Origin of the sequence: Bacteroides nordii (assembly GCF_019930665.1) — a bacterium.
Classification (GTDB): Bacteria; Bacteroidota; Bacteroidia; order Bacteroidales; family Bacteroidaceae; genus Bacteroides; species Bacteroides nordii.
In genome coordinates this window covers 3538187-3553146 of the sequence record NZ_CP082886.1, presented here as the reverse complement: position 1 = coordinate 3553146, position 14960 = coordinate 3538187, and the positions used below count along the sequence as shown (strand labels likewise).

13 protein-coding genes are annotated in these 14960 nt (G+C 43.9%); 11 read left to right on the top strand and 2 right to left on the bottom strand.

The genetic code is table 11. The annotated features are described in order from the left end of the window. Positions 1–73: 73 nt before the first annotated feature. Together recJ and K8P02_RS14010 are read right to left on the bottom strand one after the other, a co-directional pair. Entirely contained in the window at positions 74–1792 is a 1719-nt protein-coding gene (gene recJ / locus K8P02_RS14015) for a single-stranded-DNA-specific exonuclease RecJ (RefSeq protein ID WP_195350078.1), read from the bottom strand. A gap of 933 nt (positions 1793–2725) precedes the next feature. Next, a complete protein-coding gene (locus K8P02_RS14010; RefSeq protein WP_025868316.1) occupies positions 2726–3175 on the bottom strand; it encodes an acyl-CoA thioesterase in 450 nt (149 codons plus the stop codon). A gap of 79 nt (positions 3176–3254) precedes the next feature. Here K8P02_RS14010 and K8P02_RS14005 point away from each other — a divergent pair, with 79 nt between their 5' ends. The 11 genes from K8P02_RS14005 (at position 3255) to glmM (ending at position 14899) form a co-directional block, all read left to right on the top strand. After that, positions 3255–3818, top strand: a complete 564-nt coding sequence (locus K8P02_RS14005) for an L-threonylcarbamoyladenylate synthase (protein WP_002562568.1) — start codon at positions 3255–3257, stop codon at positions 3816–3818. Beyond that, positions 3819–4388, top strand: coding sequence for a sugar transferase (locus tag K8P02_RS14000; protein WP_002562567.1), 570 nt, complete (start codon positions 3819–3821; stop codon positions 4386–4388). A gap of 8 nt (positions 4389–4396) precedes the next feature. Continuing rightward, positions 4397–6187, top strand: coding sequence for a chloride channel protein (locus K8P02_RS13995; RefSeq protein WP_002562566.1), 1791 nt, complete (start codon positions 4397–4399; stop codon positions 6185–6187). 142 nt (positions 6188–6329) lie between these two features. Then, positions 6330–7298, top strand: a complete 969-nt coding sequence (fmt, locus tag K8P02_RS13990; protein ID WP_122202210.1) for a methionyl-tRNA formyltransferase — start codon at positions 6330–6332, stop codon at positions 7296–7298. 344 nt (positions 7299–7642) lie between these two features. Then, positions 7643–8236, top strand: coding sequence for an RNA polymerase sigma factor (locus tag K8P02_RS13985; protein WP_002562563.1), 594 nt, complete (start codon positions 7643–7645; stop codon positions 8234–8236). 78 nt (positions 8237–8314) lie between these two features. Beyond that, positions 8315–8488, top strand: coding sequence for a hypothetical protein (locus tag K8P02_RS13980; protein WP_002562562.1), 174 nt, complete (start codon positions 8315–8317; stop codon positions 8486–8488). A 68-nt stretch (positions 8489–8556) separates the two neighbouring features. Continuing rightward, a complete protein-coding gene (rpe, locus tag K8P02_RS13975; protein WP_002562561.1) occupies positions 8557–9207 on the top strand; it encodes a ribulose-phosphate 3-epimerase in 651 nt (216 codons plus the stop codon). Between the two features lie 3 nt (positions 9208–9210). Further along, on the top strand, positions 9211–11319 hold the full coding sequence (locus K8P02_RS13970) for a ComEC/Rec2 family competence protein (RefSeq protein WP_195350076.1): 2109 nt from the start codon (positions 9211–9213) through the stop codon (positions 11317–11319). A 161-nt stretch (positions 11320–11480) separates the two neighbouring features. Continuing rightward, positions 11481–12518 (top strand): DHH family phosphoesterase, encoded by a 1038-nt coding sequence (locus K8P02_RS13965; protein WP_025868067.1) that lies wholly within the window; start codon positions 11481–11483, stop codon positions 12516–12518. Positions 12519–12753: 235 nt separating this feature from the next. Then, complete coding sequence (locus tag K8P02_RS13960; protein WP_007486912.1) at positions 12754–13464, top strand: DUF4827 domain-containing protein; 711 nt, start codon at positions 12754–12756, stop codon at positions 13462–13464. Between the two features lie 46 nt (positions 13465–13510). After that, positions 13511–14899, top strand: a complete 1389-nt coding sequence (gene glmM, locus K8P02_RS13955) for a phosphoglucosamine mutase (RefSeq protein ID WP_025868066.1) — start codon at positions 13511–13513, stop codon at positions 14897–14899. Positions 14900–14960 lie beyond the last annotated feature (61 nt).

Below are 14960 nucleotides of genomic sequence, written 5' to 3'. Positions count from 1 at the left end.
CGATTTACGATTGAGTAATCTTAGAGAATTAAGAGTAATTTCAATCGTAAATTGTCAATCGTCTAATCGTAAATCATTCAATGGGTTTAATATCCTCAATCTGCAACTGTACTTCGCCACGCTTGTGCGTGTTTTCTTCGATTGTGTAGCAGATGTCGAATGAACGCTTTGTCTTGATATAGCGTACGTGTGAACTTTGACCAAAGGCGATGCCGTTCATTACGTTGTTCGATTTGTTATCTACCAACTCGAGTTTGATATGCTCCTGGTCGCGTCCCACCACTTTACTTGTACCATAGTCGTAGACATGGTGCGTGCAGAATATGGGTTTTTGGTTGTCCGGGCCGAAGGGATTGAATTTCTTCAGATCACTAAAGAATTTCGGAGTGATGTCTCTGAAGTCTATTTCAGCATCGATATCTATTACGGCACTGGTTTGTTCCGGCAGGATGTGTTGTGATACGAATGTTTCAAAACGCTCGGTAAACGCCGGTACATTTTCCACTTTCATTGACAATCCTGCAGCATACGTGTGTCCGCCGAAGTTCTCAAGCAAGTCACGGCAATGTTCTATGGCTTTATATACGTCAAAACCCGAAACCGAGCGGGCAGATCCCGTTGCCATATCATTTGTACGTGTCAATACTACGGCCGGCCGGTAATATATTTCCGTCAGCCGGGAAGCCACAATTCCGATCACACCTTTGTGCCATTCTTCATTGTAGATGACGATAGAACGGCGGTCTGCCAGTCCTTCAAGATTGGCTACAATCTGGTTGGCCTCTTCGGTCATGCTCTTATCCAGATCTTTGCGGGTCTCGTTGTACTGATTTATCTGATTGGCCTTTTCAAGAGCTACGGAGAAATCTTTCTCTGTCAACAGATCCACAGCTTCTTTTCCATTCTGAATACGTCCGGAGGCATTGATACGGGGGCCTATTTTGAACACGATATCGCTCACGGTGATATCCTTCTCTGCCAATCCGCACACATCGATGATGGCTTTCATTCCTATGCTGGGATTACTGTTCAGTTGTTTCAGCCCATGATGTGCTAAGATGCGGTTCTCCCCCATAATGGGCACAATGTCCGAAGCTATGCTGACGGCCACAAGGTCGAGCAGAGGAATGAGGTGGTGAAATTCAATGCCGTTGTTGATTGCAAATGCTTGCATAAACTTGAAGCCGACACCGCAGCCTGAGAGGTGTTCATAAGGGTAGGTGTTATCCGGACGTTTGGCATTTAGAATAGCTACGGCGGGTGGCAGTATATCGTCCGGTACATGGTGGTCGCAGATGATAAAGTCAATTCCCCGTTCGCGGGCATAGGCTATTTCATCTACGGCTTTTATGCCGCAGTCGAGCACAATAATCAGGCCTACACCGGTTTCGGCAGCATAGTCTACTCCTTTTCGTGAAATACCGTAACCTTCGTTATAACGGTCAGGAATGTAATAGTCCAGGTTTGAATAAAACTGCTGGATGAACTTATAGACCAGTGCCACGGCTGTGGTACCGTCTACATCATAATCTCCATAAATCAGAATGCGCTCTTTCTTTCCCATCGCCTTGTTCAGACGTTCCACTGCTATGTCCATGTCCTTCATCAGGAATGGATCATGCAGGTCGGGCAGTTGCGGACGGAAGAATTTCCGGGCATCATGTACCCGTGTGATTCCCCGCTGCACCAGGAGCCGTCCCAGAATAGGGCTAATGCCTAATTCCTGAACCAATGTCTGGCTTATCTCTGCCTGTTCTGATGTGATGGGTTGATAATTCCATTTGTGATTCATTTTATATATTGTTTTTTCTTTTTCGTATCTCAGGATGGGAGAGAATGACATTTTCCCCCAAGAAGCTGTAAAAGTACGAAAAAAAGATGAAGCATGGCTGTAATCAGATGAAAATATTTCAGAGGGATTACTTCGGTATGAAAAGGATATTTACAAAAGGAACGGGGTATTTCTTGCTTGGGAGGGTGGATAATGTGGTAATTTGGATATGTTATACCGATAAGTATTCAAACCCGTACAGACACGAGCTAAATGGCTTTGTGTTTTTTATTGGCACACGGATGAGGCGGATAAAACGATGACAACGGATCAGATTTTCTTTTTCCCTGATTACCAATAAATAAAATAAAAGAGATCCGTTGTCATCCGCCCGATCAGTCTCATCCGTGTGCATAGAAACAGAACGCAATTTGATTTGAATCTGAATAGACATGAGCAGACTCACCACAGAGTAACACAGAGTTCCACAGAGTTTTTTAGACATAAGAACAAAAGAACCAAAAGCCGAGATAAGAGCTTAAAGACGTTATGCAACTAATATGTTCTTTTGTTCTTATGTCTAAAAAACTCTGTGGAACTCCGTGGTGAAATACACTCAAAACTGATAAAGTATAAACACCCTGCAGTAGAGATGTACTGTTTGAATAATTATTACATCAGAGCGAATACTTCCCGTTGCCAACTCTGCTTTTCTAACCCCCGGCAAACTTTCGGTTGTCCCGGCTCCGGGGAGCAACCTCCTCGGCTCCGGGGAGCGCATCCCTCGGCTCCGGGGAGGAGACTGCTCCCCGGAGCCGAGGAATGTGTTTTGTAATACGTTGATAAATAGCGGGTTAAAAAGATAGGTTTTTACCTCTTTTCTCACTTCTTTACTCTGTCCGTCTCCTGTCTTTCAGTACTTACGTGTATTAAAATACTGACAAATACGGTCCTTTAATCCTTGCTCTCCTGTCTCCTTTTCCTCACATCTCTGCCCTCATATTTGCAAATCGCATCTATCCACTCTTCGGTGAGCGCTTTCGATTCGTGCTTATCTAAATCGAATGCTACCATCACGGATGTGCAGATGCACTTTACCTCTTCGGTTTCTACATCGATCACCCGCTGAATGAGGTGAAAACTCTTTGTCCCGATCTCCGAAACAGCCGTTTGTACGGCAATGTGGTCCGATGCAAATATCTGAGCCAGGAAGTCGGCCTCTATATGGACAACGACAATTCCATCCTTTTCCCAGTCCACTCCGGGGCAGACAGAGGCAAAATATTCTGTTTTGCCAAGATCATAGAATGAGAAGTAAACCGTGTTGTTGACATGACCGAATTTATCTACGTCATTGAATCGTAGTTGTATAGGCAGGGTGTGGCGAAACTTAATTTCTTCCATTTGTTTTCTCTTAAACTTTGTTATTACCATGCAAAAGTAGTATTTTTGCGCGTTACTCTTATCAGATATAAATCAAGAAATGATAGAAGATATTAAAAAAGCCTGTCAGGTGATGCAGGAGGGGGGGGTTATCCTTTATCCTACCGATACGATTTGGGGACTGGGCTGCGATGCGACCAATCCTGATGCAGTGCGCCGTGTGTACGAAATCAAGAAACGTGCAGACAGTAAAGCGATGTTGGTTCTGGTTGACTCATCCGTAAAGGTGGATTTTTATGTGCAGGATGTGCCCGAAGTGGCATGGGACCTAATAGAACTGGCCGACAAACCACTTACTATAATTTATTCGGGGGCCCGCAATCTGGCTCCGAACCTGCTTGCCGAAGATGGCAGCGTAGGTATCCGTGTGACCAGTGAGGACTTTTCCCGTCGTCTTTGCCAGCAATTCCGCAAGGCAATTGTGTCGACATCGGCCAACATCAGCGGACAGCCTTCGCCGGCCAATTTCAGTGAAATAAGTGATGACGTTAAATCACAGGTAGATTATATTGTAGGCTTTCGCCAGGATGACATCAGTCGTCCCAAACCATCGAGCATTATTAAACTTGATAAAGGCGGAGTGATAAAGATTATCCGTGAATAGATGAAGCAGTTGGTGGATTATATGGTGGCAGCGTTGGTGCTGTTGCTATGTTGCCCATTACTGCTCTATATTGCTATCCGCATTCGCATGCAGGGAGCGGGTAGCGTTTTTTACCAGCAAGAGCGGTTGGGAAAGGGAGGTGTCCCCTTTCGGATGGTGAAATTTCGTACCATGGTGACAGGTGCGGAAGATGGGACGCCGTTGCTTGCTGTTTCTGATGATCAGCGGGTGACAGCTTTTGGCCGGACACTGCGTAAACATCATTTGGATGAACTGCCGCAGTTCTGGAATGTTTTGAAGGGAGATATGTCCATTGTCGGACCACGCCCCGAACGCGCCTGGTTTGTACAACAAATATTGGAGAAGACCCCGGACTATAAACGGATATTTAACCTGAAACCAGGGATTACCTCTTTAGGAATGGTGAAATTCGGGTATGCTAACACGATAGAGAAAATGATTGAACGTTCCCGTTACGACCTTTATTATTTAGAACACTATAGCTTTTGGCTCGACGTGAAAATTCTACTGGCAACCGTCAGAGAAGTGTGGATCGGCAAAGGCATTTAGACAGAAATATGGAAAAAGAAAAGATTAGTCTGCTACAGCATTTTATTCATTGGCGTGAAAACAATATTAAGGAAAAGCAATTCATTCTTATCCTTAGTTTTCTGGTGGGCATTTTCACAGCGATTGCTGCATTGATATTGAAGTTCCTGATTCACTCGATACAGAATTTCCTTACCGACAACTTTAGTGCAACGGGGGTGAATTACCTCTATCTGGTATATCCGGTAGTAGGTATCTTTCTGGCCGGATGGTTTGTGCGGAACATTGTGAAAGATGATATCAGCCATGGAGTTACCAAGATACTCTATGCCATCTCCCGGAGGCAGGGACGCATCAAACGGCACAACGTGTGGTCGTCCACCATTGCCAGCGCCATCACCATCGGCTTTGGCGGGTCGGTTGGAGCGGAAGCACCTATTGTGCTGACAGGATCGGCCATCGGTTCCAATCTGGGAAGCGTGTTTAAGATGGAACACCGCACGCTGATGCTGCTTGTGGGATGTGGTGCTGCCGGTGCCATTGCCGGTATCTTCAAAGCGCCTATTGCCGGGTTGGTATTCACGCTGGAGGTACTCATGATCGATCTGACGATGTCCTCACTGCTACCCCTGCTCATCTCCGCAGTGACGGCTGCTACGGTCTCTTATATCACCACCGGCACGGAAGCGATGTTCAAATTCCACCTCGATCAGGCGTTTGAACTGGAACGTATCCCTTTTGTTATTCTGCTGGGCATCTTCTGTGGGTTAATCTCGTTGTATTTCACCCGTGCCATGAATTCGGTGGAAGGCGTCTTTGGCAAACTCAACAATCCTTATAAGAAGCTGGCCTTGGGAGGGGTGATGCTGAGCGTACTCATCTTTCTTTTCCCACCGCTTTATGGCGAAGGTTACGATACGATCAACCTCTTGCTGAACGGCACGAGCAATGCCGACTGGGATACGGTGATGAACAACTCCCTGTTTTATGGATACGGCAATCTGCTGCAAGTCTATCTGATACTGATTATCCTGTTGAAAGTCTTTGCCTCCAGTGCAACGAACGGAGGCGGGGGCTGCGGTGGTATCTTCGCACCTTCGCTCTACTTAGGTTGTATTGCAGGATTTGTCTTTTCACACTTCAGCAATGACTTTGCATTCTCAGCCTATCTGCCCGAGAAGAACTTTGCACTTATGGGGATGGCTGGCGTGATGAGCGGAGTGATGCATGCCCCGTTGACGGGGGTATTCCTCATCGCCGAGCTGACGGGTGGATATGACCTCTTTCTGCCATTGATGATTGTCTCCGTCAGTTCCTATCTGACTATCATTGTTTTCGAACCGCACAGTATCTATTCCATGCGTTTGGCAAAGAGGGGGCAGCTATTAACCCATCATAAGGACAGAGCTGTACTGACGCTGATGAAGATGGAGAATGTGGTGGAGAATGATTTCGTAACCGTTCATCCGGAGATGGATTTGGGTGAACTGGTTAAAGCCATTGCTGCTTCACATCGTAATATCTTTCCTGTGACAGATAAGAACGGTATATTGCTCGGCATTGTTTTGCTGGACGATATCCGTAACATCATGTTCCGGCAAGAACTTTATCATCGTTTCACGGTGAATAAACTGATGACATCGGCCCCTGCCAAACTGTTTGATACGGATGGTATGGAACAGGTGATGCAGACCTTTGATGATACAAAGGCCTGGAATCTGCCTGTGGTGAACGAAGAAGGCAAGTATCTGGGCTTCGTCTCGAAATCAAAGATATTTAATTCGTACCGGCAGGTGTTGGTACATTTCTCGGAAGACTAAAATAATTATTCAATGTGCCAATATGCCAATGTGCCAATTGGCTGTGTTATAATAGAGTTGTAATATAACTGGCCTATTGCCACATTGTCGTATTGTCACATTATTAAATACTCTCAATTGGCATATTGTCACATTATTGTTTATGAAGAAAGAAGATTTAAGAATCGTTTATATGGGAACTCCCGATTTTGCAGTGGAGGGTTTGCGTTGCCTCGTCGAAGGTGGTTACAATGTGGTTGGTGTGATTACCATGCCCGATAAACCGGCAGGTCGTGGTCATAAAATCCAGTTCTCCCCTGTCAAACAGTTTGCATTAGACCATAATCTGCCTTTGTTGCAGCCGGAGAAACTGAAGGATGAAAGCTTTGTGCAAGCTTTGCGTGAATGGAAAGCCGACCTGCAAATCGTAGTTGCTTTCCGCATGCTGCCGGAAGTTGTCTGGAATATGCCCCGTTTGGGGACATTTAACCTGCATGCTTCTCTGCTTCCCCAATATCGTGGTGCTGCTCCTATCAATTGGGCGGTTATCAACGGTGATACGGAAACAGGTATTACCACTTTCTTCCTGAAGCACGAAATCGACACGGGAGAAGTCATCCAACAAGTTCGCGTTCCGATTGCAGATACGGATAATGTAGAAGTCGTGCATGATAAACTAATGATGTTAGGTGGCAGGCTTGTTATAGAGACAGTAGATGCCATTTTAGCGGGTACTGTGAAACCTATTCCACAGGAAGAAATGGCTGTAGTAGGAGAATTACGTCCAGCTCCTAAAATCTTTAAAGAAACCTGTAGGATTGACTGGAATCAGCCTGTAAAACGTATCTATGATTTCATTCGTGGCCTTTCCCCTTATCCGGCAGCATGGACTGAACTCATAAATCCTTCGGGCGAACCTGTTGTAGTGAAGATTTTTGAGAGTGAAAAGCGATTCGAAACTCATCAATTGCTTCCGGGTACAATCGTGACAGACGGAAAGAAATCTCTCAAAGTAGCTGTTACGGATGGTTTTATAGGCATTCTTGCTTTGCAGTTCCCCGGCAAGAAACGGCTTAGGACAGAAGAACTGTTGCGTGGTTACAAAATTACCGGGGATATGAGGATGAAGTGACTTGTAATAGAACAATAATGAAGGGATTTACGATTAGATGATTTACGATGTACGATTGGGATTAGTCTGCTTTACATTACTGAAACAGGCTATTAAAAGGTAACTTCAATCGTACATCGTCTAATCGTAAATCATCTAATCGTCTAATCGTAAATCCCCTCATTAATGAGTATTCCGCAGTAGAAACTGCACGTCAATGAGTTAATAATATGGTTCCCATTAAAAATATTTCTCTTTTCTTTTGGCTCTTTCACTAAGATTCCTTTTCTTTGCCCATTATTAACTCTTTAAATGTGAATGCCTATAGAAACACGTTACGCTAATTATATCTAATCGCATACGTAATGAACACATGGAACAACAAGGCTGACGAAACGTTAGTCTCTCTCTATGCCGAAGGAGAGAATCAGGCATTTAATGTACTTCTAAATAGGTATAAGGACAAGTTGTACTCTTATATTTATTATATTGTACGCAACTCCGAGATGACAGAAGACATCTTTCAAGAAACTTTTATGAAGGCAATTATTACTATCCGTCAGGGACGTTACAATGAAAATGGTAAGTTCTCTGCTTGGTTGCGGCGTATTGCCCATAACTTGATTATAGACTCTTTCCGTCAGGAGAAATCGGAGAATCTGGTGTCTTGTGATGAGCCGGAAGTGAACATTCTGAATAATATCGGTCTGGCAGAAGGGACGATAGAGAATACGATTGTAAATCGGCAGATATTATCTGACGTACGCCGTTTGATGGAATTCCTGCCAGATGAACAACGCGAAGTGGTATATATGCGTTTCTACCAGGATCTCAGTTTCAAGGAGATAGCAGAGCAGACAGGTGTAAGTATCAATACTTCACTGGGGCGTATGCGTTATGCTATCCTTAACCTTCGTCGCATGGCCGAAAAGAACGGAGTCGTTCTTACCGTTGATTAAATTTAACTAACTTGTTATATACTAAAAGGTTTGTTTCCTACGTTCTAAAGGAAACAAACCTTTTAGTGTATAAGGCCTATGAATAAAAAAACTACTCCCTCTCATCAACAGTGTCCCAAAGAAAAGAACTCGGTGGAAAGTAAGAGGCCCCGGGTCAGTGAACAAACGCTGGCTTTTCTACGTTCTTTTGCCGGTAACTATTATGTGGAACAACAATTGCCACAAGGGTTACAAGGGATTATTTTGGGATAAATTTGTTACTTCCGTTTATTCCCTCTACTTTTGTATCATTGTATTAAATTTGTAATAAAAACAAGCTCATGAAACCAATGATATCTCCTTCTATTCTCTCTGCAGATTTTGCTTATTTGGCGAAAGATGTTGAAATGTTAAACCGTAGCGAAGCCGACTGGGTTCATATTGATATTATGGATGGCGTATTTGTGCCTAATATCTCTTTTGGATTTCCGGTATTGAAGTATGTGGCTAAGCTAAGTGAGAAACCACTTGATGTACATCTGATGATTGTACAACCGGAGAAGTTTATTCAGGAGGTGAAAGCGTTAGGAGCTCATGTGATGAATGTGCATTATGAAGCATGTCCGCACCTCCACAGGGTGGTGCAGCAAATCCGGGAAGCAGGTATGCAGCCGGCAGTGACCATAAATCCGGCCACGCCCGTCGCAATGCTTCAGGATATTATTCGTGATGTATATATGGTGCTCATCATGAGTGTTAACCCTGGTTTCGGGGGGCAGAAATTTATTGAACATTCCGTAGAGAAGGTTCGTGAGCTACGTGCATTGATAGAACGTACGGGCTCAAAAGCTTTGATTGAAGTAGATGGTGGGGTAAACCTTGAAACCGGTGCACGTCTGGTGGCTGCCGGTGCCGATGTATTGGTGGCAGGAAACGCAGTATTTGCCGCCGAAAACCCTGAAGAGATGATCCACCGGCTGAAAGAGCTATAATTAATGCTCTTTGCCTGGCTGCATCGCTATCCTTTTTTACGCCTGTTATGCCCTTTAGTTGTGGGTATTTATTGTGGCGACGAACTTTTTTTCCAGAGGCAGTCCGGAAGGATTGCCTTTGGCGTTATTTTACTTCTCTTTCTGTCTTTCGGAGGGCTGATTTTCTTCTTTAACCGGAAGCATTACTCCGGACGTTGGCTCTTTGGGAGCTGCCTCCTTCTCTTTTGTTTTACTTTGGGTACCGGATTGATGAACCGGGAATTACGCCAGGCTGAATCTGTGTTTCCACAAAAGGAGACGACCTATAGGCTGATTGTTACGGAGCAACCGCAGGTGAAAGAGAAAAGTGTACTTTGCCGCGTACTGTTGATAGAACAGATTGATTCTGTTTCCGGGCGACTTGCTTTGGATCATAAAGCTCTCCTTTATTTCACTAAAGATTCCTTGAGCGAGCACTTGCGTAGTGGGGATGAACTATTGGTTTATACCAAACTTTCTCCTCCGGTGAATAATGGCAATCCGGATGAGTTTGATTATGCCCGTTTCTTGTTCCGCAGACAGGTGGCTGCTATTGGATTTGCTTACGCAGATAACTGGAAAGTGATTTCACGGGGTACCATGCGCTCTTTTCGTCAGCAAGCAATGGATTGCCGGGAGTCTGTTTTGTCTGTTTATCGTCGCCTTGGGTTTCGGGGAGATGATTTAGCTGTGCTTTCGGCTCTTACCATCGGTTATAAGGAGGAGTTAAGTGAAGATATCCGCGAAACTTATTCCATATCCGGTGCAAGTCATGTGCTTGCTTTGTCTGGTTTGCATATCGGTTTTCTATATTTGCTGCTTTGTTTCTGTCTGCGATGGTTACCTGAGCGATGGCGGATGGTGGTTTTGCTACGTACTTTACTGATCCTTTTGTCTCTTTGGGCCTTTGCCTTTTTTACAGGGCTGTCTGCTTCAGTAGTCCGGTCAGTAGTTATGTTTTCTCTGTTTACTTTGGCGGGGTTGTCCGGGCGAACTAATTTTTCGCTGAATACTCTTCTGATAGCAGCTTTCTTTATGTTGCTTTGTCGGCCATCCTGGTTGTTTGATGTTGGTTTCCAACTCTCATTTTGTGCAGTGGCCGCTATTTTGCTGATACAACCTTGCATATACAGATTGATTCCTGTGGCGGGTTCCCGCATCGGGCGGTACATTTGGGGATTGATGAGCGTTTCTATTGCTGCGCAGATTGGCACAGCTCCACTGGTGCTCCTCTACTTTTCCCGTTTCTCTACTCATTTTCTGCTGACCAACTTATTGGTGATACCGTTGGTGTCACTTATAATGTATGTAGCCGTCATTATGTTGTTGCTGAATCCTCTGCCTTTCCTGCAGGAACTTGCGGCGGCAGCACTGAGAGGGCTGGTTGGGGCGTTGAACAATTGTGTCCGTTGGATAGAGCAGCTCCCATGGGCGTCTGTTGATGGGGTATGGGTGTATATTCCGGAGGTTTTCGGATTCTATCTGGCTTTGATTTTGGGAGGATGGTATCTGTTTTTACGTACGGGAAAGCGTCTTGCTGTCTGTCTTTCCTGTATATTTCTTGTTTGTATTTATCATGTGTCGATGAGAGTCATCGACCGTCCCCGGCAAAGCATTGTATTTTATAATGTCCGCAATTGTCCGGTGGTTCATTGTGTTGCGTCCAACGGATCTTCCTGGCTGGCTTATGCCGATAGTTTGCCGGATGAATCCCGGTTGCGCAGGGCTGTTTCAAAGCGATGGAATCGCCAGGGGTTGAAGCCCCCTCAACCTGTTACTGCCGATTATACCTGCTCTGCATTGGTATATGATCATCACCTTCTTTCCTTTTCCGGTTGCAGGGTTTGTGTGTTGAATGATAATTACTGGCGAAACAAAACGACCCTACAGCCGTTATCTATTGATTATCTTTACGTATGCAAAGGCTATGACGGACATTTGCGTGAATTGGCCGACTTGTTTGTCATTCATAATGTGATTCTTGATGCCTCTCTTTCCGACCGTCGTTTACAGGCATATAAAATAGAGTGTCAACAGCAAGGTGTTCATTTTATATCACTCTCAGATGAAGGTTCTACTGAGTTTTTGCTTTAAGTACGAAGAATTATCGTAATTTTGCCGGGCGGTAATATGGCAATTGTACTGATATGCCATGTGCCTAATTTACGAAAGATAAGCAAATAGAATATTAATCCATAAACAAACGTGTCTGGCCATCGGCACATTGCCCATTGGCGTATTGACACATAATTATTATGCTGACTAAAGTAATAGAACAAGCTAAGATAGATCATTTCACAAAATGGTTTGAACGTGCTGATAAAATAGTGATTGTATCCCATGTATCTCCTGATGGCGATGCAATAGGATCTTCTTTGGGGCTTGCCCATTTTCTGGATTCACAGGATAAGACTGTAAACGTGATTGTACCCAATGTCTTTCCCGATTTTCTGAGATGGATGCCGGGTAGCAAGGATATCTTGTTGTACGACCGTTACAAGGAATTTGCTGATAAGCTGATAGCTGAGGCAGATGTGATTTGCTGTCTGGACTTTAATGCTTTGAAACGGATCGAGAAAATGGGAGATGCCGTAGCCGCTTCGCCTGCCCGCAAAATAATGATCGATCATCATCTATATCCCGAAGAATTCTGTCAGATTATTATCTCACATCCGGAAATATCTTCTACCTCCGAACTTATATTCCGGTTAATCTGTCGTATGGGATACTTCAGTGATATCTCTTTGGAAGGAGCCGAATGTATTTATACAGGTATGATGACAGATACCGGAGGGTTTACTTATAATTCCAATAATCGTGAAATATACTTCATTATCAGTGAACTTCTGTCGAAAGGGATTGATAAGGATGATATCTATAGAAAAGTATACAACACTTACTCGGAGAGTCGTCTGAGGCTGATGGGGTATGTTTTGTCGAATATGAGGGTTTATCGTGAGTATAACTCTGCGTTGATTTCTTTGACAAGAGATGAACAAAGCCAGTTTGATTATATTAAAGGTGATAGCGAAGGCTTTGTCAATATACCTCTTTCCATTAAGAATGTCTGCTTTTCTTGTTTTTTGCGTGAAGATACGGAAACCAGGATGATTAAGATATCCTTACGTTCTGTAGGAACGTTTCCCTGTAACAAAGTGGCTGCCGAATTCTTTAATGGCGGTGGTCATCTGAATGCTTCGGGTGGTGAGTTTTATGGCACGATGGACGAGGCAAGGGAAGTATTTGAACGGGCTTTGGAAAAATACTCAGAGCAGTTGTCAATTGATAATTGACAGTTGACAGTTGATAGCTACTATGTAGTGTGATAGCGCAGCTAATTGTCAATTGTCAATTGTCAATTGTCCACTGTCCACTGTCAATTGTCAATTGTCCACTGTCAATTGTAAACCGTCAACTGTCAATTAAATAACTAAATAAGTTAAAAGACTTGAACTTTCAACTTTTAACTCTCAATTTTCAACTAAATTACGGTACATTTGTACGGACATATAGTTAAGATACAGACGAATGAAGAAACTTATATTATTATTTATTTCCCTGTTGGCTCTTGGAGCCTTTTTTCAGGCATGTGATGACACGAAAACCTATGCTGAGATGCTCGAAGAAGAGCGGGATGGTGTCAATGATTTCATTAAAAAGAATAATATTGAAGTAATCACTGTAGAGGAATTCGAAAAGGATACGATTACAGAATGTGAAGACGGATATCCGGTTCAGTATCCGGGCAAGAATCAGTATGTTGCTTTCTCTAATGGTATTTATATGCAGATTGTGCAACGTTACGGAACTCCGCGTGCCGCGTCCGAGCCTTATCCCAATCTTGAAGCGGCTCTTCCGTTTGAAACCGGTAACCTGATCCTTACCCGCTTTAAAGAAGTCGATATCTTGACTGGAGAACCAACTTCTGTTTCTAATGTGGATAATCAATATTATCCGCCTATGAATAATTATCCTACAGGTTTTCGTTATACGATAGACGGAACAAGTATATACGGGCAGTTTATTCAAGAACCGGGACTTGATTCCGAATATTATTGGGATGTAACGATTGGTGGTCAGTATGGAACCTCAGTTCCTGCCGGCTGGCTGATGGCTTTGCAGTATATCAAAGATGGGGCACATGTCAGACTGATTGTGCCATCGAAGAGTGGACACTCTTATGCACAGCAGAAGGTATTTCCTTATTTCTATGATATATATAGATTCTCTATCTATTGATACTACACTGATAGAACTAACTTTAATTACCGATATTTAAATCCTTATGACTCTAATCAAATCTATCTCTGGAATCCGCGGAACGATTGGCGGAGGTGCAGGCGAGGGATTGAACCCGCTTGACATTGTGAAATTCACATCGGCGTATGCTACGCTGATTCGTAGAACATGTAAATCTACAAGCAATAAAATCGTAGTAGGCCGTGATGCACGTATCTCCGGCGAAATGGTGAAAAACGTGGTAGTCGGCACTCTTATGGGCATGGGCTGGGATGTAGTAGATATTGATCTTGCTTCTACTCCGACAACTGAGCTGGCCGTGACGATGGAAGGCGCTTGTGGAGGTATCATTCTGACAGCTTCGCACAATCCCAAGCAATGGAATGCGCTGAAACTGCTTAACGAACATGGTGAATTTCTGAATGCAGCTGAAGGCAACGAAGTGCTTCGTATTGCCGAAGCTGAAGAGTTTAACTTTGCAGATGTAGATCATCTCGGCTCTTATCGTAAAGATCTTACTTACAATCAAAAACATATTGACAGTGTTTTAGCACTTGAACTGGTGGACGTGGAAGCTATCAGGAAAGCTGATTTCCGCGTGGCTATCGACTGTGTGAATTCTGTCGGAGGTATTATTCTTCCCGAATTGCTCGAACGCCTCGGTGTAAAGCATGTGGAGAAACTTTATTGCGAACCTACCGGTAATTTTGCCCATAACCCCGAACCGCTTGAGAAGAATCTGGGTGATATTATGAACCTTATGAAAGGTGGTAAGGCAGACGTGGCTTTTGTGGTAGACCCTGATGTTGACCGCCTGGCTATGATTTGTGAGAACGGTGTGATGTATGGTGAAGAATATACGTTGGTGACTGTGGCTGATTATGTGTTGAAACATACTCCGGGTAATACTGTTTCTAATTTGAGCTCTACCCGTGCATTGCGCGACGTGACTCGCAAATATGGAATGGAATACAGTGCTTCGGCTGTGGGTGAAGTCAATGTGGTGACTAAGATGAAGGCTACCAATGCCGTGATTGGTGGTGAAGGTAATGGTGGAGTGATTTATCCTGCCAGCCACTATGGGCGCGATGCTTTGGTAGGTATTGCTCTTTTCCTGAGTCATCTGGCTCATGAAGGAAAGACGGTGAGTGAGTTGCGTGCTACTTATCCTCCTTATTTTATCGCAAAGAACCGTGTGGATCTTACCCCGGAAATTGATGTAGATGCCATCCTTTCCAAAGTGAAAGAGATCTATAAGAATGAAGAAATCAATGATATCGACGGTGTAAAGATTGATTTTGCCGATAAGTGGGTACATTTGCGTAAGAGCAATACAGAGCCGATAATCCGTGTGTATAGCGAGGCTTCAACTATGGAAGCCGCCGAAGAAATCGGACAAAAGATTATGGATGTAATCAATGAACTGGCTAAATGATAATTCTTTTCTAAGATTATAACTTGAAGTGTAAATAAGTAGAGGCTGTTGCAAAGTAATA

What these genes read in the sequence shown, in the direction of transcription:
- recJ (WP_195350078.1), bottom strand. Translation starts at nt 1,792, where the DNA reads ATGAATCACAAATGGAATTATCAACCCATCACATCAGAACAGGCAGAG.
- K8P02_RS14010 (WP_025868316.1), bottom strand. Translation starts at nt 3,175, where the DNA reads ATGGAAGAAATTAAGTTTCGCCACACCCTGCCTATACAACTACGATTC.
- K8P02_RS14005 (WP_002562568.1), top strand. Translation starts at nt 3,255, where the DNA reads ATGATAGAAGATATTAAAAAAGCCTGTCAGGTGATGCAGGAGGGGGGG.
- K8P02_RS14000 (WP_002562567.1), top strand. Translation starts at nt 3,819, where the DNA reads ATGAAGCAGTTGGTGGATTATATGGTGGCAGCGTTGGTGCTGTTGCTA.
- K8P02_RS13995 (WP_002562566.1), top strand. Translation starts at nt 4,397, where the DNA reads ATGGAAAAAGAAAAGATTAGTCTGCTACAGCATTTTATTCATTGGCGT.
- fmt (WP_122202210.1), top strand. Translation starts at nt 6,330, where the DNA reads ATGAAGAAAGAAGATTTAAGAATCGTTTATATGGGAACTCCCGATTTT.
- K8P02_RS13985 (WP_002562563.1), top strand. Translation starts at nt 7,643, where the DNA reads ATGAACACATGGAACAACAAGGCTGACGAAACGTTAGTCTCTCTCTAT.
- K8P02_RS13980 (WP_002562562.1), top strand. Translation starts at nt 8,315, where the DNA reads ATGAATAAAAAAACTACTCCCTCTCATCAACAGTGTCCCAAAGAAAAG.
- rpe (WP_002562561.1), top strand. Translation starts at nt 8,557, where the DNA reads ATGAAACCAATGATATCTCCTTCTATTCTCTCTGCAGATTTTGCTTAT.
- K8P02_RS13970 (WP_195350076.1), top strand. Translation starts at nt 9,211, where the DNA reads ATGCTCTTTGCCTGGCTGCATCGCTATCCTTTTTTACGCCTGTTATGC.
- K8P02_RS13965 (WP_025868067.1), top strand. Translation starts at nt 11,481, where the DNA reads ATGCTGACTAAAGTAATAGAACAAGCTAAGATAGATCATTTCACAAAA.
- K8P02_RS13960 (WP_007486912.1), top strand. Translation starts at nt 12,754, where the DNA reads ATGAAGAAACTTATATTATTATTTATTTCCCTGTTGGCTCTTGGAGCC.
- glmM (WP_025868066.1), top strand. Translation starts at nt 13,511, where the DNA reads ATGACTCTAATCAAATCTATCTCTGGAATCCGCGGAACGATTGGCGGA.